The sequence below is a fragment of the Blastopirellula retiformator genome, assembly GCF_007859755.1.
GTDB classification, from domain to species: Bacteria; Planctomycetota; Planctomycetia; order Pirellulales; family Pirellulaceae; genus Blastopirellula; species Blastopirellula retiformator.
Genome location: NZ_SJPF01000001.1, coordinates 64263 through 84774 on the forward strand (window position 1 = coordinate 64263; position 20512 = coordinate 84774).

Below are 20512 nucleotides of genomic sequence, written 5' to 3' on the forward strand. Positions count from 1 at the left end.
TACGATGCGTTCTCCGCTTTCGGCTTTCCGCTTTTCTTTATGGCGTGATGCAATAAAGCTTCGGCCCGGTGCGAATTAGCAACTTACCGGGCACCGCCGCATAGCCGTACAGGACCGGTCCCGAAGAACCTGGCGGACCGCGGCGACCACCTTCTTTCCCTTCGGCGGCTGGCGCTGCGGCGGGTTGTTCCGCTTCCGGATCCCATAGCATGTTCTCGGCCAGCACTTCCCATTTGGGGCCCGCTTTCACGACGGTCGTTTTGCCATCTTTGCCGAAGAAGTAAACGCGATCGCCTACCCCCAGCGAAGTCGCCCAGCACGATTGCGACAGGCGCTCGGTGAAGAGGGTCTCGCCGCTTTCGACATCGACGCCAAACACGACGCCGCTCTTGTTGACCCAATAGGCGACGCCGTTGTGCACGATCGGGGTGCTGAACGACGAAGACGCTTTCTCGTTTCGCCACAACACCTCAGCCGTCGCTCCGGCATCCGACTCACGGACGCGAACCGCCATGTTCGAGCGTTTGGCCCCGGCGCCAGACTCTTCGCCGCGACCGGCCGAAGCGCCCACCAAAAATACCCCATCGCCGTAGGGCATCGGCGTGTTGGTCGTGTTGCCGCCGAGATCGTCAATCGTCCACAGCTTCTTGCCATTGATCACGTCGTAACCATCGACCGTGCCGCTGCTGCTGACGATGGCTTGCGGACCACCAGGGGTCTGGATCACGCGGGGCGAGCTCCAGCTGATCTTGCTTTCGCGATCGGTCTTCCAGATCGCTTCGCCCGTCTTCTTGTCGAAGGCGACGATGTAGGAGGGGCCGTCATTCTCGACCAGCAAGATCACCGCGTCCTCGCTCAGAGCCGGCGAAGCGGCCAGGCCGTGGTTCGATTTCAGCTCGCCATACTCGGCGATCAGCGACTTGCTCCACAGCTGTTCGCCGTCGTGCGACAGGGTGATCATGTCGCCACTTTCAAAGAAGGCATAAACGCCCAACTGATCAACGGCCGGGGTCGGCGCCGCGCGGCTGACGTAGGTGCTGCTCTTGATCGGCAGCGACGACTTGAACTCCTTCTGCCACAGCTGTTTGCCGTCGGCCAGGTTCAAGCAAGTGACGATGTTCGACTCCTTGTTCGGGCCGTCAATCGAGGTGACGTAGACCTTGCCGTTCCAAACGATCGGGCTCGACTGTCCGTAACCTTTCAGGTCGGCGGTCCAGCCGATGTTACTGTCAGGCGACCATTTCAGCGGCAGTTGATCAGCGGCGGGAGCTTCGACTCCGGCGCCTTGAAACGCGGGCCAATTGTCGCTGCCGACCGCCATGGCGCTCAGCAGGACTAAACAGGAAACCGCATGCATATCGTTTCTCGCAGATAAAGGGAATTTGATTCGTAGGGAGGTCGAATTGACTACCAAGTTTACCTTGTTTTCAGCTGCGGTTGGTTAAATTCAACACGAACTACCTTCCGCTCTCCCTGATCCGAGGTCCGAATCGCGGTGTGGCTGACTGGCAAATCCCAGTCGCCGACCCGCTGCCAGCGGTTGTTCGACCGTCGCGCAGGCAGTTAGATTCCCCTCGGCGTCCCAGTTGCTGATGGTGAAGACTTGCGGAAGGTACTTGCCTTCCGGGTTCCGATAAACGTTGACCACGGTAATGGTGAACGAGCCGGTCGCCGAGCGGCGAATCACCTCGTGAATCACCCCATCTTTGACCCGCGACTGATTGGTCATCGCGCCGCCGCTCTTCTCGATCAGCTTGCCGAGCGCGTTGCCTTGGTCTTTCGGGTCGAACTCGGCTTCTTCGCCGGCTTCGTTCGCTTCGTCCCGAAAACGATGGGCGATCAGCGAGTTGAGCGCGCGGCCGATCGTCTTGTCTTCGGCCAGCGAAACGCCGGTGATTTCCATCTCGCCGTCAGCGCTGACATCGATCGCGCCGGTCTCGGTCTTGTCGTCGAGCGAGACGACCAGCTCGGCGGTAAAGCCAGGAATTCCATTCCAGACGATCCGGTTGTCGCGGGCATCCGCCATCATCTGGGCGGCGGTCATTTCGGTCGAAGTCGGCTCGGCGGCCGCCAGCGGAGCGGCGCACAACAGTAATAGGCAGCAGGCTCGGCGAATCATCAGCTAGGTTTCCTAAGGGAGGAAGTGGCGCGAATTTGGAGGGCGTCGAAGCATAGCTGGCGACAAATTCGGCTGGCGAGCTGACCACGCAACAAAATGAGACTGATTCTCGAAAGGCTATCCGCCGGCTGAGGAAGAGGCAAGCGGCCGCCGGCGGAAGTGGGCAGAATTCCCGAGAATCCGGGGAAACAGCGGGTTTCGGCGGCCGATTTTCCGAAATGGCCAATTGACGCCAAAAGCGGAACTGGTAAGCTAGACGAGTGAGATCAAATCTCAATAAGCCTTCGCCAGCAAGATTCCCGCCAGCCCGGCAACGATTCTCACAGCCGATTCCCATCCCCCCGCATTCCGCGATCTGGTCCAATAGGTTCCAGGCGCCGTGCTCCCAACCACTTGGCGAAGGAAACGTTTCATGTTGCATAAAATGACAACCGCGCTGACTGCGGCGCTGCTGATGGCGGCGATTGCCGGTCCGGCCCAAGCTCACTTTCTGTGGCTGGTCGAAAGCGACAACCCGAAGGTGCTGAACCTCTACTTCTCGGAAGGTCCCTACGCCGACGAGCCAGCGATCCTGAAGCGGGTTGAAGACGCCGTCGCCTTCAAAGTCTTTGACGACAAAGAGCCGGAAGAAATCAAATTCACCCTGGCCGACGAAGAGCTGAAGTCGGACGAACTGAAAGGGCGCGGCGATTCGCTGTTCGCACTCACCCGCACGCTGGGCGTGATGCAGCGCGGCGACGACAAGTTCCTGCTGCAGTACAACGCCAAGACGGGCCCGACGCTGGGCAAGTCGGCCTGGAAGCGCGACGCGTCGAAGTTGGTCTCGCTGGACGTCGTGCCGACGCTGAAGGATGGCGAAGGGGTACTGACGGTCACCTTTGCCGGCAAGCCGGTCGAAGGCGCCGAAGTGACGATCGATGGCGCCACTGACGAACCGGTGAAGGTCGAAACCGACGCCCAAGGGATCGCCAAGTTCGCCGCCGACAAGGCTGGCTTTTATGCGATTCGCGTGAAGTACGTCGAGAACAAATCAGGCGAAGCCAACGGCGACAAGTACGACAGCGTCCGTCACTACACCACGCTGACGCTGCCGGTCATCCCCAAGCTAAACGAGTCGATCAGCGCCTTCACCGATTTACCGGAAGCGGTCACCAGCTTTGGCGCCGCGATCGTCGGCGACGACGTCTACGTTTATGGCGGCCACTCCGGCGACGCCCATCACTACTACAACGAAGCGCAAAACGGCACGCTGCAAAAGTTGCCGCTGAAGAAAGACGCGAAGTGGGAAACGGTCGCCGAAGGCCCCCGTTTGCAAGGTCTGGCAATGGTCGCTCACGGCGACAAGCTGGTTCGCATCGGCGGCTTCACCGCGCTGAACAAAGAAGAGGAAGAAGGCCGCAACCTGGTCTCGCAGGCCGACGTCGCCGCTTTCGATCTGAAGACCGGCAAGTGGACCGAACTGCCGAAACTGCCGCAGCCGCGTTCGTCGTTTGACGCCGTGGTCGTCGGCGACGTGATCTATGTGATCGGCGGCTGGGCCCTGAATGGCGAAGACGAAGATTCGACCTGGCACAACACCGCCTATTCGCTCGACCTGAGCAAGCCGAACGCCCAGTGGACCGCGCTGCCCGAGCAGCCGTTCAAGCGTCGGGCCAACTCGGTCGGCGCCGCCAATGGCAAGATCTATTCGATCGGCGGTATGCAAGAGAAGGGTGGCCCGACCACCAAGGTCGCTGTCTACGATCCGGAAACCAAAACCTGGAGCGAAGGCCCCCAACTGCCCGGCGGCAACATGGACGGCTTCGGCACCTCGTCGTTCGCCCTGAACGGCAAGCTCTACGTCAGCACGATGAGCGGCCGTTTGGTTCGCCTGGCCGATGACGGTCAGTCGTGGGAAACGGTTGGCGGTCTGACCAACGAACGCTTCTTCCACCGCATGCTGCCGGTCGGCGACGATCAACTGATCCTGCTCGGCGGGGCCAGCATGATGATCGGCAAATTCAGCGAAGTCGATGTGGTGAACCTAAAGTAGTCGCTACGCAGCGAACTTCAAGAAACTCGAAACGCGAGCCGGATCCGGCTCGCGTTTTTTTGATGGGCGCCGTTGCCAAGAAGACATGTTCATCCGGCGAAGACGCCGCAAGAGCATGGCGCCAAAGGTCGATGTTCACTCGCTTTCGGCCACGGCGACGCGGCCGTTTAGCAGCGGTTTGAGGAATCGGCCGGTGTAGCTTTCTTCGACCACCGCCACTTCTTCGGGCGAGCCGGCGGCGATGATTTGGCCGCCGCCTGATCCACCTTCGGGGCCCAGATCGATGATCCAGTCGGCGCACTTGATGACGTCCAGATTGTGCTCGATCACCAGCACCGTGTTCCCCTTGTCGACCAAACGGTTCAGCACGTCGAGCAAGCGGCGGATATCCTCGAAGTGGAGACCAGTCGTCGGTTCGTCGAGCAGGTACAACGTCGAACCCGTATCGACCCGCGCCAGTTCGGTCGCCAGCTTGATCCGCTGCGCTTCGCCGCCCGAGAGGGTCGTCGAAGGTTGGCCGAGCGACAAGTAGCCGAGACCAACGTCGTCTAGACTTGCCAGCGTGCGGTGGATCATTGGGATGTTCTCGAAGAAGCTGACCGCGTCGCGGATCGGCATATCGAGAACTTCGGCAATCGACTTGTCTTTGTAGCGCACCCGCAGCGTCTGGCGATTGAACCGAGCGCCGCGGCAAGTCGCACAGGTAACGAACAGGTCAGGCAGGAAGTTCATCTCGATCTTCTGCAGACCTTGTCCCTGACAGGCTTCGCAGCGACCACCCTGGACATTGAAGCTGAAGCGGCTCGCTTTGTAGCCATACTGCTTCGCCTGGCGGGTGCCGGCGTAGACCTTGCGAATTTCGTCAAAGACGCCGGTGTAGGTCGCCGGGTTACTGCGCGGGGTGCGGCCGATCGGCGACTGGTCGATCGGGATCACCTTGTCGACATTCGCGGCGCCGCGGAGACTTTTGTGCGGGCCTGGCTTGGCGGTCGGCGTGTTCAACCGTTTGAGCAGCGCCGGAGCGAAGGTCTCGTTGATCAGCGAGCTTTTGCCCGATCCGCTGACGCCGGTAACGCAGACAAGCGCACCCAACGGAACCAGCACCGAGACGTCTTTCAAGTTGTTGGTCGTCACCCCTTCGATCGTGATCGAACGGGTCTTGGCGATCCGGCGGCGCTTCTCTGGAAGCTCAATCTTGCTCTTGCCCGACAGATACCGCCCGGTGATCGAGTCGGAAGTCGCTTCCACCTCTAGCGGCGTGCCATCGGCCATCACCTGACCGCCGTCGCCGCCGGCGCCCGGGCCGATGTCGATCAAACGATCGGCCATCCGCATCATCGCTTCGTCATGCTCGACCACCAGGACCGAATTCCCCTGATCGCGGAGATCGGTCAGCGAGCTGATCAGCCGCTCGTTATCGCGGGGATGCAGCCCGATCGACGGTTCGTCCAGGATATAGCAGACGCCAACCAAGCCTGACCCAATGCCGGTCGCCAGGCGCACGCGCTGCAGTTCGCCGCCGCTCAAGGTGTCGGCGGCGCGGTTGAGGGTCAGGTACTCGGCGCCGACTTTCTCGAGAAACTCGAGCCGCTTGATGATCTCGCGGACGATCGGTTCGGCGACCGGAAGCTCATGCTCGGGGAAGGTCAGCTGCTGGAAGAATTGGCGCGCCTCGGCGACGTTCATCGCCGTGATCTCGTGCACCGCCTTGTCGCCAATGCGGACGGCGGTCGCTTCCAGCCGCAACCGCGATCCCTTACAAGCGCTGCAGATCACTTCGGCCCGGAAGGCGGCCAGCTGATCGAGTCGCGCTTTGCGGGTGGTGGTGACGAACTCTTTCTCCAGCATCACCAAGATGCCGAGATACTTCTTCTCATCGCCGTGGAAGAGCTGCCGCAGCGTCTTCGGCGGGATCTCGGCAAGGGGAGTCGACGGCTCGACTTTGTGCTTCTTCAAAAACTCAACCGCCGCGGCGAGATGCTTCTTTTGCGTCGCCGCGGTCAGCGCCTTCCAGACGACAATCGCGTCTGATTCGACCGACAGCGACATGTCAGGGGCGACCAGTTCGGCGTCGAACTCTTCCTTGGCGCCCAAGCCTTCGCAGACCGGGCAAGCGCCATACGGACTGTTGAAGCTGAAGGTCCGCGGTTCGATATCGATGAAGCTGAGACCGCAGCTGGGGCAGGCGAGTTCGGTGTTGTAAACCTCATCGCGCCACGTTCCCTTGGGATGCTTGGCGTCGATGGCGTCGACGTCCAGATAACAGGCCAGCATTCGGCCTTCCCCCAGCTTTAGCGCCAGGGCGACCGATTCGCCCATCCGGTTCCGCAAACCTTCGCGGACGATGATCCGGTCGACGACGGCATCGATGCTGTGCGACTTCTTGGGATTGAGCTCCGGAATCTGATCGAGCTCGTAAACGTCGTCATCGACGCGAGCCCGCAACAAACCAGCCTTGCGAATCTTGTCGATCTCTTCGCGATGGGCGCCTTTCCGGCCGCGGACCATCGGCGCCAGGACCATCAGCTTCGTCTGGTCGGGCAGGGCGAGCAGGCGATCTTGAATCTGCTCCGGCGTTTGCTGTGAGATCGGGACGTCGCACTTCCAGCAATGCGGTTGCCCCAATCGCGCCATCAAGAGCCGTAGGTAGTCGTAAACCTCGGTCACCGTCGCGACGGTACTGCGGGGGTTCTGGCTGCCGGCACGTTGGTCGATGCAGATGGTCGGCTGCAAGCCTTCGATCAGGTCGACGTCGGGGCGTTCCATCTGATCGAGGAACTGCCGCGCATAAACCGAGAGGCTTTCGATATATTGCCGTTGGCCTTCGGCGAACAACGTATCGAGGGCGAGCGAACTCTTCCCGCTACCACTGGGGCCGGTGAAGACGACCAGCTGATTGCGAGGGATGTCGAGATCGACGTTTTTCAGATTGTGAACGCGGGCCCCACGAATTCGAATGAAGTCGGTAGGCGATTCCGGAAGCGTGTTTTCCTCGCGATGCACCACGTCAGCTTTCGAGAAGAGAGTCGAGTGCCGCCCCTATCGGCGACCAAAGTGCGGTTACGAATCTTTTCAGACTAACACGCCAGCCCCGTTCTCACAATCGGCGGCTGCCTTAAACAAGCACCACAGAGGGGAATGCAGGGCATATTGCGGGCAGTTTCCCACCAATTTGGCGATTCTTGTCAGAAATGGCTTTCGATATGGGTCGCTCGCGCAATTTAATTGGTAAACGGACCTCGATTTTGATCGATCAGCCGGCGCCAATCGGAGACAATCAACGGGTCTTCGCCCTCCCTTCCACCTTCCCGCCCGCTCGTTTTCTGGTGCTTTCAAATGATGCCGCGAACGATTTGCATCCGCTGGATTATTTCCTTGCCGTCGCTGCTGCTGAGTATCAGCATCGCTGCGGCGGAACAGCCGATCGACTTCAACCGCGATATTCGCCCGCTGTTGTCGGGCAACTGTTTCCACTGCCACGGGCCCGATGCGGAAACGCGCGAAGGGGGCCTGCGGCTCGATCAAAGGGAAGGAGCGACCAGCGAATCGGACAGCGGCCAGATCGCCGTCGTCCCCGGCAACCCGGAAGAAAGCGAACTGCTGGCCCGATTGACCGGCGATGAGTTCACGCGGATGCCGCCGCCCGAATCGGGCAAGCAGATGACTCCGGCCGAAGTGGAACTCTTCCGCCGCTGGATTGCCGAAGGCGCCCAGTACCGCCGCCACTGGTCGTTTGAGCCGCCCGTCCAAAGCGAGTTGCCAACGCCGCAGGGACTCAAGTGGGCCAACAACCCGATCGATCACTTTATCCTGAAAGAGCTGAACGCGCATCAGTTGCAACCGGCCGCTGAGGCCGATCGGGCGACGCTGATGCGACGGGTTTCGCTGGCGCTGACCGGCTTGCCGCCGACCGTCGCCGAAGTCGACGCGTTCGTCGCCGATACCGATCCCAACGCTTACGAGAAAGTGGTCGATCGTTTGCTGGCCGATCCCGCGTATGGCGAACGTTGGGCTCGGCCGTGGCTCGATATCGCTCGCTATGCCGACTCGGCCGGCTACGCCCAAGATCCGGAGCGGAGCATCTGGAAGTATCGCGACTGGCTGATCCAGGCACTCAACGCCAACCAGCCGTTTGATCAGTTCACCATCGATCAACTGGCCGGCGATATGTTGCCTTCGCCGACCGAAGACCAGCTGATCGCCACCGCTTTTCATCGTAACACGATGACCAACAGCGAAGGGGGAACCAACGACGAAGAGTTCCGCAGCGCCGCCGTTGTCGATCGGGTGAACACCACGATCCAGGCCTGGATGGGACTGACGATGGAATGCGCCCAATGCCACACGCACAAGTACGATCCGATCACGCAGCACGAATACTTTCAGTTCTTTGCGATCTTCAATCAATCGGCCGACGCCGACCGCGGTGATGAATCGCCGAATCAGGAAACCTGGACGCCCGAGCTGATGGCCCGCAAGTTGGCCCTGACCAAGAGTCTGGAGCATGCCAAGCAAGAGCTGGAAAAACTGAAGCAAGCGACTCCTTCACCGTCAGCGCCTCCCACCGGTCCGCTGGCGGCCCGGTATATTCGCGTCGAGAATCTGGGGGAAGGGAAGATCTTGTCGTTGGCCGAAGTGCAAGTGATCGTCGATGGCGAGAACATCGCGCCGCGCGGCGTCGCATCGCAGGCAAGCGTCGCTTACGATGGTCAGGCCAAGCTGGCGATCGACGGGATCACTGATGGGCACTACTTCAACGCGAAGAGCACGACCCACACCGCGACGCAAACCAATCCGTGGTGGGAACTCGATCTGAAAGAAGCGGTCGCGATCGAGAAGGTCGTGCTGTGGAATCGGACCGACGGCGATTTGTTCTCGCGACTGGCCCCGTATCGGGTTGTACTGCTTGACGCCGACCGCCAGCCGATCTGGGGACACGAAAGCGCAGCGCCGTTCGCCAGCTTCGTGGAATTCAACATTCCTAAAAATGGCGAGGACCTAGACGAGGCCTTCCTCGCGGCGATCGCCAAGGTTGCCGCGACCGAGAAACCGGAAATAGCGGCGAAAGAGAAACAGATCGAGAGCTTGAAGAAGCGGCTCGCCGCGGTTCGCCCGATCAAAACGCCGATCATGCAAGAGCTTCCGGCCGACAAACGTCGCAAAACGTTCATCCAGATTCGAGGCAACTACCAATCGCATGGCGATCAGGTCGAAGCCGGCGTCTTGACCGAGTTCCACCCGCTGCCGGAAGGCGCAACCGCCAATCGCTTGGGCGCGGCGCAGTGGCTGGTTGCCCGCGACAATCCGCTGACGGCCCGCGTGGCGGTCAATCGGTTGTGGGAACAACTCTTCGGCATTGGCCTGGTCGAAACGAGCGAAGACTTCGGATCGCAAGGAGAGCTACCGGTCAATCAGCCGCTGCTCGACTACCTGGCGGTCGACCTGATGGAACATGATTGGGACATCAAACGAACGCTGAAGCTGATCGTCGAGTCGGCCGCCTATCGTCAGGCGGCGATCGTCACGCCCCAGAAGCTAGAGATTGATCCCGGCAATCGGCTGGTCAGCCGTGGTCCGCGGTTCCGCTTGTCGGCCGAAATGGTTCGCGATTCGGCCCTGGCGGTCAGTGGATTGCTTAGTCGGAAAATGTACGGCCCGTCGGTTCGCCCGGTGCAGCCGAAGATGGGCATGAGCTCGGCGTTTGGCGGTTCGACCGACTGGGATCCGAGTCCCGGCGAAGACCGTTATCGTCGCGGCCTGTATACGAAGTGGCGGCGGACGACGCCCTATCCATCGATGATGGCGTTTGACGCGCCCAGTCGCGAAGTCTGCACGATTCGCCGCATCGCCACCAACACGCCGCTGCAAGCGCTGGTGACGCTGAACGATCCGGTCTATGTCGAAGCGGCGCAGGCGCTGGCTCGCCGCGTGGTCAAACAGGGGGGCGAAACGAACGACGACCGCATCGTGTACGCGTTTCGGCTTTGCCTTAGCCGGGCGCCCACCGCAGCCGAGCAAGCGCGGCTGCTAGAACTGTGGCAAGCGGCGCTCGCCCAGTATCAGGCTCAGCCCGAGATGGCCAAGACAATCGCGACCGATCCGCTGGGGCCGCTTCCCGAAGGCGCCGACGCCGCCGAGCTGGCTGCCTGGACGTTGGTCGGCAATGTGCTGATGAACCTGGACGAGTTTTTGTCGCGGTAGCCACTTTGCCGCGACACGTTCCAATTCCATATCCTTACCGCGAAGCCTGATCATGAATCCGCGACTTCAACAACTGCAATCGATCACGCGACGGCACTTCTTGGGCGCCTTGCAGATGGGAGTCGGCGGCTTGGCGCTTGGTTCGCTGCTGGCCGATAACGCCGCGGCGGACACGATTCAGGTCAATCCTTCGCAGCCGATGTCGCCCCGCAAATCGCACTACGCGGCCAAGGCGAAGTCGGTGATCTATCTTCACTTGGCTGGCTCGCCGCCCAATCTCGATCTGTTCGACTACAAGCCGGAACTGATCAAACGCACCGGCGAAGACTGCCCGGCGCAGTTCTTCGATGGCAAAGAGTTCGCGTTCACCAAAGGCACCCCGACGCTGCTCGGTACGCCCCACAAGTTTCGCCAGTGCGGCGAGTCGGGCGCCTGGCTGTCGGACGCGATGGTGCATCTCGAAGAAGTGGTCGACGACATCTGCTTCGTCAAGTCGATGAACACCGATCAGTTCAATCATGCCCCGGCCGAATTGTTGCTCTTCTCCGGTTCGCCGCGACTAGGTCGTCCGTCGATGGGATCATGGGTGACATACGGCCTGGGATCGGAAAATCAAAACCTGCCGGGCTTCGTCGTGTTGAACTCGGGCGGGTCGAATCCGAGCTCCGGCAAGAGCGCCTGGGGCAGCGGCTTTCTGCCTTCGGTCTTTCAAGGCGTGCAGTGCCGTTCCAAAGGGGACCCGGTGTTGTATCTCTCGAACCCCAAAGGAATGTCAAGCGACGTGCGGCGGATGTCGCTGGACGCGATTCGTGATCTCAACCAGGCGCAGGCCCATGTGCTGGGCGATCCCGAAACCGAAACGCGCATCGCGCAGTACGAACTCGCCTATCGCATGCAGGCCTCGGCGCCGGAAACGATGGACCTGTCGCAGGAAACGGCCGCGACCTTGGCCAGCTATGGCGCACAACCAGGGGACGGTAGCTTCGCCGCCAACTGCTTGCTTGCGCGTCGGCTGGTAGAGCAGGGGGTTCGCTTCGTGCAGCTGTTCGACTGGGGCTGGGACTTCCATGGCACCAGCGATGGCTTGGCGCTGGGAGACGGGTTGCGGAACAAATCGAAAGGAATGGATCAACCGGTCACGGCGCTGATCCAAGACTTGAAACAGCGCGGCATGCTGGACGATACGCTCGTCATTTGCGGCGGCGAATTTGGCCGCACGCCCTTCCGCGAAGGACGAACTGCTGCAAGTGCGAGACTCGGCCGCGATCACTATCCGGAGTGCTTTACGCTGATGATGGCAGGCGGCGGCGTGAAGCCGGGCATCTCGTACGGCGCGACTGACGAACTTAGTTTTGGAGTCACCGAGAACAAGGTCCATGTCCATGACCTGCAAGCGACGATCCTGCATCTGATGGGGATGGATCACTTGCGACTGACGTATCCGTTCGCTGGTCGCAACTTCCGGCTGACCGACGTTCATGGCGAAGTGGTGCCGGGGATCTTGGCTTAGTGCCGCGTTAGAGCGGTTTTCCTCCATCTGTATCGTTCTGGCTGGTTGCGGCCGTTTCCTGCGGCTCAAACGCCAGCAGAGCGGATAGGGCCACCGCGACGACCAACGGCAACAGCGTCAGCGGATGGATCGGCGGTTGGCGATCGGCAGGCGCCTCGACTTGCAACTCTTCGACCGGTTCCCAGCCGTCGACCGTATGACGCCACTCGATTGGTTCTGGCGACGCTTGGGCGGTTTCGGCTGGCGAATAGTCGGCCATCGGAATCACCGCAGAGGTCGCCAACCAAAAGGCGAGCGGCAGAGTTGCGATTAGCAAGATGGTGCGTAACAAAGCGGTTTTCCGCGATAACGGCAAGGATGCGATTGGGTTTGGTTGGTACCTGACCCTAAAAAGCAATCTCCGTGCCTAAATGCCCTTTGCCGACGTTAACTGCAAGTTGCGTAACGTCTTAGCGAATATCTTCGCATCCCTGCTGAGGCCGGCGGTCGCGTTTAGGCAACATGCATGTTTCCTGAAAGCGACGCGCCAGGTTCTGATTATAGCGACTGGCCGCCGAGGTTGCTCAAACTTGGTCCGTTTCGCGCTCGATGAATCTCCGGTAATCGATCTTCGGGAGTTTGCTTCGCTGGATCACGTAACCTACGTTTCGGGGTGGAACTCTCATTCGCGTCGTTCCGGCGGCTTGGGTTAGGAATTTCAGCACCGGGGTAGAGTGAAAAAAAATGACAGACTCTTCAAAGCAGCTCAAAGATTTGTTGGCGGGCGCACAGCTTCCGGCTTTGCCGCAAAGCGCGATCCGTCTCCTAGAACTCTCGCAAGATCCGGAGAACGGACCTGCGGAATTCGCCGTACCGATTGAATCCGATCCGGGTCTTACCGGCCAGGTGTTGCGATTCGTGAACTCGTCGTACTTTGGTTTCTCTCGCGAAATCTCCAGCGTGAAGCTGGCGATCACGCTGGTCGGGATTCGCACGATCAAAAACTTCGCGCTCTGGAGCGCCGTCTTCAGCTTGATGCCCAATCCGAAAAGTGGGCCGTTCGACCTGAAGAACCTGTGGCAAGACTCGCTGCGTCGCGGCCTGTTCGCTCGGGCGATGGGCAAGATCCTGGGCCTGAAAGACTCGGAAGATCTGTTCGCCGCCGCCTTGCTGCAAGACATGGCCGTGCCGCTGCTGGCGAAGGAATTGCCGGAGAAATACGCCGACCTGTTGATCAGCCGCGCCAGCGGCGAACACCGCCTGTCGGAGTTGGAACGGGAGAGATTCGGTTGGGACCATGCCGAAGCGGGTGGCGTTATCGCTCGCGGCTGGAGCCTGCCGGAAGAGTTCGCCCTGTTGATCGAAGCGCACACCGATATCGCCAACCTGGTCAACCAACCGGAAGAGCCAGGCAAGGTGTCTGTCGCCTTGTCGGCCTTGTTGCCGGCCAGCAATGACGACGCGTGGGCCGATCGCGACGCCTTCATCCAGTACTATGAACAATTGCGGGGGGATGGCCCCTCGATCGAAGAACTGCTGGCGCAGATCGACGTCGAATTCGAAGAATTCGCGCCGGTCCTGAAACTGTCGACCCCGGCCCAGTCGCTGGTCGACACGCTCCACCCGCAGCCGCAGGAACCGTCGCAGGCGTAGGAGAGCGACAGTTAATTGCAGATTTCTACCCAGTGCATAAGGCGCTGCGGGCGATTTTCGTCCGCGGCGTTTTTTTGCGCCTCTTCGCGACCATAGTGCTAGCGATCAGCGGGGGGTATTTCGACCACCGCCAAAGATTGCCAAATGCGTCGCTGCGGCATAAGTCGTTTAATCTGAACGCGATTGCACTTTTCGCCTCGTACTTGTGCGACAAGAATTTGGCGTCCGACTTGCCCGTCGGTAAAATTTTTTACAGTTCGGCGCTGGAACATGGCAGTCCCTCAGCGAACAATGGAAAAGCCATCCGAAACCAAACTGGGACGTCCCGATATGAACAGCCTGCAGGAAACGCGGCGTTTGCGTCGCATCCGCGAAGTCGAAGGTTACCTCGACCTGATCCTCTCGGCCTCCTCCCAATTGTCCGCCTCGATCGAAGCGAAGCGCCGCGTCGCGTTGCGAGCGATCTCGCTGCTGGACGAAATTGATCGGCTCGACGGAGCTTCCAGCGATACGCTCTACCTGCGCGGTCAAACGTACCGCACGCTCGACGAACACGACAAAGCGATCGATTGCCTCCGCCGCGTATGCGATGACGATCCGGCCGATGTGCATGTCTGGCTGGCGCTAGGTTGGTCGTACAAGCGACTCGGCCGCTTGGACCTGGCGATCGAAGCGCTGGAAGAGGCGATGTGCCAAGATCCGGCGCAGCCGATCATCCACTACAACTTGTCGTGCTATTGGGCGCTGGCGAAAAACGTGCGGCTGTCGCTGGAGTATCTGGCGCAGGCTTGCGAGATCAACTCCAGCTTTCGCGAACTGGTCGGCAACGAGCCTGACTTTGATGCGATCCGCCATGACCCCGAGTTTATCGGGCTGTTGAATCTAATCGCCTAGAGTTTCGTCCGTTGTAGGTTTTTGGTGCAGCGCTGGCCCAACAATGTGCTTGCAAGCTAAAGGTGGGTTACGCAGGCGCCGCTTAGCCTCGCCGACGCCAAATCTCGAACGTCGTTGGATAGTCGTTCTTCTCGTCTGCGGCAATTTCGGTCGCTTCCACCCGTTCCCACTCTTGCAGATCAAGGGCTGGAAAGAAGGCGTCGCCATCCTCAATTTGGATATGCACGCGCGTGAGATAGATCTGGTCGGCCAAGTCGATCGATTGCGCGTAGACCTCGCCACCACCGACGATGAACAATTCTCCGGCGGCGGATGGAACCTTCACCGCTTCCTCAATGCTGGAGGTAACGATGGCGCCTTCGACCTGGTAGCCTGCCTGACGTGAGACGATTACGGTTTGTCGGCCCGGCAGCAAACGTCCGATCGACTCATACGTCTTGCGGCCCATGACGATGATGTTGCCCATCGTCAGCTTTTTGAAACGCTGCAAGTCGCTCGACAGTCGCCAGGGCATGTCGCCGTCGCGGCCGATGACGCCATTTTCCGACGCCGCCACGATCAAAGAAATCGTCATACCGCCACCGGCGCCGAAATATGCGGGTGCGGGTCGTAGTTAACAAGCTCGAAGTCTTCAAAGTTGAACGCGAACAGATCGGTCACGTCGGGATTGATCCGCATTGTCGGCAACGGCCGGGGATCGCGCGAAAGTTGCAGTTGCGTCTGCTCCATGTGATTGGCGTAGAGATGGGCGTCGCCGAAGGTATGGACAAAGTCCCCTGGCTCGAGCCCGGTCACCTGGGCGATCATCATCGTCAGCAGCGCGTACGAAGCGATGTTGAACGGCACCCCCAAAAAGACGTCGGCGCTGCGCTGGTACAACTGGCACGACAGCTTCCCTTCGGCGACGTAAAACTGGAACAGCAGATGACAGGGGGGAAGCTTCATCTGCGGCACGTCGGCCACATTCCAGGCCGAAACGATCAACCGCCGCGAGTCGGGATTGGTCCGGATCTGTTCGACAAGGCTGCTGATCTGGTCGATGTGCCCGCCGCCGGAGGTCGGCCACGATCGCCACTGGTAGCCGTAGACCGGGCCGAGTTCGCCATTCTCGTCGGCCCACTCGTCCCAGATGGTGACTTTGTTCTCTCGCAGGTAGGCGACGTTGGTTTCGCCCTTGAGGAACCAGAGGAGTTCGTGAATGATCGATCGCAGATGCAGTTTTTTGGTCGTCACGGCCGGAAATCCGTCGGCCAGGCGAAACCGCATCTGATGCCCAAAGATGCTAAGCGTACCGGTACCGGTCCGGTCTTCCTTGCGGACTCCTTCGTCCAAGATACGCTGCATGAGATCAATATATTGTCGCATGCCAAGTATGATTGCCCAGCGGCGCAGTTTTCGCAAGTAGCGAACCGCTGCGGATCGCCGCGCAAGCGGGAGAACTACGTTTCGTGCCACATCAAATAGACGATTTTCTCCGCCGGGTCGTCCTCGTCGATCAGGACGTTCAGGCACTGGGCCTGGGGTAACTTGTACTGACCGGCTCGATACTTTTTGGGAGGAGCGGCAAAGAAGCCGCGAAAGTCGTCGATTCGCGAGGAATCGCTGCTCGACAATTCTTTCGGGTTGATCGGCGAGGCGGCGAAGAAACTCGCCAGATCGGCCGCCGGGATTTTCATTTTCAGCCAAATCGCCATGTCGATGCCATGCGACTCGCGCCATAAGAGCGGCGTCGAAGATGTGGGGATTTTCAGCTGGGCTGACTCTTCGAGAAGTCGGATCTTCTCAGGAGTCGGGGTCACGATCGAATCGAAGTCCAAACCGCATCCACTGATGGCGAGCCAAACGCCAACCAGCGTCGCCAAGGCGAACTTGCCATTCATCGATCGGTCTCCGCAAATCGTGCCGGGCCAAAGCGACGATGATTATAGCGGACCGCAATCGCCCAAACGACTATCTGCCTGTTGGAAAATGCCCTCGTGGCATTTTCCAACCTCGCCAGGCTCAGAGCATCGCTCTTCGCGGCTCGCAAAATAACGACTTACGTCGCTATTTTGGGATCGCATCGATGCGATCAAGCAGTCCGTCGAGAAAATCAACGGACTGCTATTCGCCAATCAACACGTCCGGCACGCCCAAGACGATCGCGCCGCCATGATCGGTTTCGTCTCCCATCCGAGCGGCCGGCATTTCTTCGAGCAGCACCGTCATCGAGCCGAGGATGATCGTTGCCGGAGGTCCGACGCAGACGCAGGTGTTGCTCATCTGGGCCGCCGGCAGTTCGGCGACCAAGACCGTCACGGCGCCAGGGCCGACGATCGGGCCGCCGACATGCGGCACCAGCACGTCGACCATCGGGCAGACTTGCATGAACGAGATGCAGGAGGCGGGTTGTCCCATCGGTTTAGCCCTCGCCCAACGGTTTGTCGCCGTTCCATTGCCAGTCGTCCCAGATCGCAGCGTCGCGGGGGGCCGACATCGGGGCGGCGGGCAACTTGCCAAACTTGTTCAGCAGTTCGTCTTTCAGCTGGTCGCCCCAACCCTTCGGCATCTTGACTTTGGCCAGCTTTGGCTTGACCGGCTTGGCGAGGATCTTCTTTTTGTCGGCTTCGCGCCGGGCTTTGGCTTCCTTCGCCTGCTTCACGAGCGCTTCGCGACGCGCCTTGCGCTGCGGCGCTTCGTCATTCAGCTTTTTCAGTTTCTCTTTGACCCGTTCTTTGCGCTCGTTCAAACTGTTGATCGCCGCCGGCACGGAGACTTCCGCTTCCTGGCGAGCTTCTCGCATCTTGGTCAGCAGATCCTCGAACAGATCGCGATGTTGTTGGTTGACAAGCCGCGACTGCGCATCGGCAATCTTGCCGATATAGGTGTCGACATCGCCCATCAGGTTTTGAAAGTCGCCCAAATCAAGGCTCATAGTTTTTACTCCTTGCGGTTGGAAATCGCCCTACGTCGCCGCCGCGTCGATCGCCAGGTTGTGTTGCCCGCGACTTACTTCCATCGCCAGACGCAGGAACTCCGGCTTCATACTTGTTTTCGCCTTCTGCCCACAGGCGGTAGCGGCTGATCGGACCGCCGTCGCGATCAGCGCAATCGGAACCTTAAGGCTGGGCTTCAACTGTGGACCGCCGGGCGGGGTGACGCTCTCGCCCGAGTGAAACAAGGCGTGGGCCAGCATTTTCAAATGAGGGGACACTTCTTTCCGTTTCGACATCGTGCGGCACTTCCACCGCAGGTCTTCATTCGGCTCCCGCAGGTAGCCAACCATCATCTGCAACAGCAGATCATCGTCATCGTTGACGTCAGGACGCAGCGACTCCCAGACGCACAACACGCCCCACCACAAGCGATCCATCGGCGCCAGGCAAGCCGACGCAAATTGCAGCGCGTCGTCATGCATCTCGCCATCGACCAGCGCCTTGAAAAAGCGGGCGCTCTCGGGCTCTTGGGCGAGCAACTTCTGGGCGGGCTCCGACAAGTCGCACAGCGCCGCCGCTTGACTCGCTTCTTTTCCGGTCATGTCGTCTCCTGCACCATTGCCGACCGTCGCGACCAGGGGGCCGGACCGTTCGCTAAACTTTGTCCCAATAGTAAGTAGCGGCGTTGTCGCTCGCGATAACCGAGCGACCCGCCATGGACCGAAGCCATGTATACGAGCGCCGCCACAAACCGCCGCGACATCTCAGGCGGCGCGACCACCAGTTGTCGCTCTGGCGGACTAACGCGACCGGCGGCGGCGTAGGTCGCCTGGTAAAGGCAGCCCCACAAACGGTTGCGTTTGACTTTTCGATCTTGGCGGCGAACCTCGATCAGTCCGGCATCGCTCGGTCGGGCGATCCACTGCACCACCGGCGCCAAGCGACTGGCTTGCTCCGCTTCGTCGGACCCGAGCGAATCGTGAATCGCCAAGACGCTCCACCACAATGCCCGGCGCACCGGCAGCGCAGCCGCCAAAAACTTGCGGGCGTCAGCGTCCAGGTCGGCCGTGAGCAGGCGGGCGAAATAATGTTCGGACGAAACCTGTGAAGTCAACTGACGCCGCGCAGCCAGCGACAGTCGCAACTTCATCCGCTGGCAAACAATCGCCGCAGCCGCATCACCGCGCAGCGGCGGCTGGACGACGCGCGGCGTCGGCGGAACGTGCTTGTGCGAGCCATCACAGCCGCATTTCTTCGCGGGTTGGGGAGCGTGCATTGTTCGCGTTTGAGGGCTAGTTGATGTTGACCAGGGCGCCTTCCATCGTGATCATCGCGTCGCCGGTCACTTCGATCGTCGGGGCTTCGAGCGAGATCGCCGCCGGCGTCACTTCCAGCGAACCGTCCGCCGCTTCCAGCACATGACCGGCCGGCGTGGCCGAGCGAATCGTGTCGGTGACCGTTTCGGTGATCCCCTCCGGCGTGATGCTGAGCGTGTTTTCCGCCACTTTGAAAATGATCGATTCGGGCGTCATCGTAATGCTGGCCCCTCCGGCCAACGGTCCGACGTTGATCGTGATCGACTCCGGCTCCATCTGCAGGCTGGCGCCAGCTTCCGGCACGCCGACGATCTGACGAATTTGCCCCACTTCGCCGGCCGAGACGCAGATGGTGCTTCCTGTGTCGGACCCCGAGACCGAGATCATCCCCAGTCCGCTGGTGAGTTGGACCTGGGTGGTGGCGAGAATGTTGACTTGTCCGTCCAGGCCGGTCGCGGCTAGGTCGACGCCATATCCTTTCGCTTCGACCAGGACGCCGCCGTAGGCGGTGGTCGTGTGGGAGCCCCAGAGGATGTGATTCTTGTTCATTGTCTTTCGCTTTCTCTCTAAACGCGTCGATGTTCGTCCTGAAAATCTTACCGCTGTACCTCAGCCCATCCGACAGGCATTCCATCTTGGCATCTCTTATTCGGGCCTCTCTTCTCCGGGCGCCTCATCTTCCTGACCACCGCCGGCTCCACCGCCATCGCCGTCGCTGTCGCCGCTATCACTATCACTATCACTATCGCTATCACCGCCGTCTCCACCGCCGCCGCCATCTCCACCGCCGCCGCCGTCTCCACCGCCGCCGCCGTCTCCACCGCCGCCGCCGTCTCCACCGCCGCCGCCATCTCCACCGCCGCCGCCATCTCCACCGCCGCCGCCATCTCCACCGCCGCCGCCATCTCCACCGCCGCCGCCGTCTCCACCGCCGCCGCCGTCTCCACCGCCGCCGCCATCTCCACCGCCGCCGCCCAGGTCACCCTCTCCGTTCGGCAATTGATTTCCCGGATCCTGCGGGTCGGCCTCAGCGACATTGCGGGCCGCGCCGCCAGCGTCGTTTCCTTCACGCCGGCCGGCGCCTTCAGCGCCGTCTTGGACCGGCGCCTCGACCCCGTTACCGCCAGCATTGGCGTTGGGCGCCTCTTGCCGAGGAACGACTTGGCCGGCATGGTCAACGTGATGCTCGGCCGCTTCGACCGGTGCGTTGACTTTTTCCAACGATACGATCACCGCGAGCATCCGCGACGTGACCATCGTCGCAATTCCCTCGAGTAAATGCGGCCCCCAATCGTCTTTCGGTTCGCTTCCGCTGGACTCGGAACTCGTGCCCTCGGTGGTGCTATCTTCACCGTCATGCTCTTCGCCGAACTCCGGATACTTCACATGAATCACCATCTGGTACGCAATCGTCGAGAGGACGTACAAGATGATCAGCGGGCGCAGCGCCGTCGGGATCGCTTCCGCCGACGGGGCCGGCAGATGGTTGGCGGCTTCGCCGGCTTGGGCGGCGGCGGCGGCTTCAAACTTTTTCGTAAAGATCGGCGCCCCGGAGTACTCGTATTTGTCGGCGCGCGAAAACTCTCCTAAAGGGCCTGCATAGGCGAGGTCATTCTTGCCGCCCAGAATGATTTCGTTCTCGCCCCATTGTCCACCCAATAGGCCCAAGAGAATGCCCATCGGCCGAGCGCCGACATTGGCGAAAAACGTGGGGTCGACGACCAGCGTCTGACGAGTGCCGAAGAACGCCTCGAGGTTCTGACCATAGATCGAGTCGACCCCGGTCCCCAAGGTGCATTCGTACTTGCCGCCGCCGAAGGCGAATAGATCTTTCGCCGTCGTTTCCAGCCAATTCTCAAATGACATTGCCGCTTCTTTCTCTCGCTATTGGTC

General features: G+C 60.5%; 18 protein-coding genes. 5 read left to right on the plus strand and 13 right to left on the minus strand.

Translation table 11 applies throughout. From position 1 onward, the window contains the following. Positions 1-37: 37 nt before the first annotated feature. On the minus strand, positions 38-1357 hold the full coding sequence (locus tag Enr8_RS00265; RefSeq protein ID WP_146428626.1) for an outer membrane protein assembly factor BamB family protein: 1320 nt from the start codon (positions 1355-1357) through the stop codon (positions 38-40). A 90-nt stretch (positions 1358-1447) separates the two neighbouring features. Further along, positions 1448-2119 carry a DUF3386 family protein gene (locus Enr8_RS00270; RefSeq protein ID WP_146428627.1) on the minus strand — a complete coding sequence of 224 codons (672 nt, stop codon included), beginning with the start codon at positions 2117-2119 and terminating at the stop codon, positions 1448-1450. Positions 2120-2531: 412 nt separating this feature from the next. Between Enr8_RS00270 and Enr8_RS00275 the strand changes: the two genes are divergently transcribed. Beyond that, positions 2532-4151, plus strand: a complete 1620-nt coding sequence (locus tag Enr8_RS00275; RefSeq protein WP_146428628.1) for a Kelch repeat-containing protein — start codon at positions 2532-2534, stop codon at positions 4149-4151. A gap of 135 nt (positions 4152-4286) precedes the next feature. Here Enr8_RS00275 and uvrA read toward each other — a convergent pair whose 3' ends face one another. Next, a complete protein-coding gene (gene uvrA, locus Enr8_RS00280) occupies positions 4287-7157 on the minus strand; it encodes an excinuclease ABC subunit UvrA (RefSeq protein WP_146428629.1) in 2871 nt (956 codons plus the stop codon). Between the two features lie 333 nt (positions 7158-7490). On the opposite strand from uvrA, the gene Enr8_RS00285 reads away from it, so the two are divergent. Beyond that, on the plus strand, positions 7491-10352 hold the full coding sequence (locus Enr8_RS00285) for a DUF1553 domain-containing protein (protein WP_246119895.1): 2862 nt from the start codon (positions 7491-7493) through the stop codon (positions 10350-10352). Positions 10353-10404: 52 nt separating this feature from the next. Then, positions 10405-11862, plus strand: coding sequence for a DUF1501 domain-containing protein (locus tag Enr8_RS00290; protein ID WP_146428631.1), 1458 nt, complete (start codon positions 10405-10407; stop codon positions 11860-11862). Between the two features lie 7 nt (positions 11863-11869). Here the strand turns inward: Enr8_RS00290 and Enr8_RS00295 are convergent, their stop codons facing one another. After that, entirely contained in the window at positions 11870-12193 is a 324-nt protein-coding gene (locus Enr8_RS00295) for a hypothetical protein (protein WP_146428632.1), read from the minus strand. A gap of 392 nt (positions 12194-12585) precedes the next feature. On the opposite strand from Enr8_RS00295, the gene Enr8_RS00300 reads away from it, so the two are divergent. Together Enr8_RS00300 and Enr8_RS00305 are read left to right on the plus strand one after the other, a co-directional pair. Beyond that, complete coding sequence (locus tag Enr8_RS00300; protein WP_146428633.1) at positions 12586-13494, plus strand: HDOD domain-containing protein; 909 nt, start codon at positions 12586-12588, stop codon at positions 13492-13494. 291 nt (positions 13495-13785) lie between these two features. Beyond that, positions 13786-14388, plus strand: coding sequence for a TPR end-of-group domain-containing protein (locus tag Enr8_RS00305; protein WP_186767345.1), 603 nt, complete (start codon positions 13786-13788; stop codon positions 14386-14388). 82 nt (positions 14389-14470) lie between these two features. On the opposite strand, the gene Enr8_RS00310 is transcribed toward Enr8_RS00305, so the two are convergent. The 9 genes from Enr8_RS00310 to Enr8_RS26345 all read right to left on the minus strand — a co-directional run bounded on the left by Enr8_RS00310 (position 14471) and on the right by Enr8_RS26345 (position 20485). Then, positions 14471-14962: a dihydrofolate reductase gene (locus Enr8_RS00310; protein WP_146428635.1), complete on the minus strand. Its 492-nt coding sequence runs from the start codon at positions 14960-14962 to the stop codon at positions 14471-14473. Next, positions 14959-15753, minus strand: coding sequence for a thymidylate synthase (locus Enr8_RS00315; protein WP_146428636.1), 795 nt, complete (start codon positions 15751-15753; stop codon positions 14959-14961). The genes Enr8_RS00310 and Enr8_RS00315 overlap by 4 nt, the downstream gene beginning before the upstream one ends. A gap of 74 nt (positions 15754-15827) precedes the next feature. Beyond that, positions 15828-16268, minus strand: a complete 441-nt coding sequence (locus Enr8_RS00320) for a hypothetical protein (RefSeq protein WP_146428637.1) — start codon at positions 16266-16268, stop codon at positions 15828-15830. A gap of 223 nt (positions 16269-16491) precedes the next feature. Beyond that, the gene (locus Enr8_RS00325) at positions 16492-16785 is read right to left on the minus strand and encodes a PAAR domain-containing protein (protein ID WP_146428638.1); all 294 of its coding nucleotides are present in this window, start codon (positions 16783-16785) and stop codon (positions 16492-16494) included. 4 nt (positions 16786-16789) lie between these two features. Further along, positions 16790-17302, minus strand: a complete 513-nt coding sequence (locus Enr8_RS00330) for a hypothetical protein (RefSeq protein ID WP_146428639.1) — start codon at positions 17300-17302, stop codon at positions 16790-16792. 30 nt (positions 17303-17332) lie between these two features. After that, on the minus strand, positions 17333-17905 hold the full coding sequence (locus Enr8_RS00335; RefSeq protein WP_146428640.1) for a DUF6931 family protein: 573 nt from the start codon (positions 17903-17905) through the stop codon (positions 17333-17335). Further along, on the minus strand, positions 17902-18579 hold the full coding sequence (locus Enr8_RS00340; RefSeq protein WP_146428641.1) for a DUF6931 family protein: 678 nt from the start codon (positions 18577-18579) through the stop codon (positions 17902-17904). The genes Enr8_RS00335 and Enr8_RS00340 overlap by 4 nt, the downstream gene beginning before the upstream one ends. A gap of 16 nt (positions 18580-18595) precedes the next feature. Then, positions 18596-19168 carry a hypothetical protein gene (locus Enr8_RS00345; RefSeq protein WP_146428642.1) on the minus strand — a complete coding sequence of 191 codons (573 nt, stop codon included), beginning with the start codon at positions 19166-19168 and terminating at the stop codon, positions 18596-18598. 96 nt (positions 19169-19264) lie between these two features. Beyond that, a complete protein-coding gene (locus Enr8_RS26345) occupies positions 19265-20485 on the minus strand; it encodes a hypothetical protein (RefSeq protein WP_186767346.1) in 1221 nt (406 codons plus the stop codon). Positions 20486-20512: the final 27 nt, after the last annotated feature.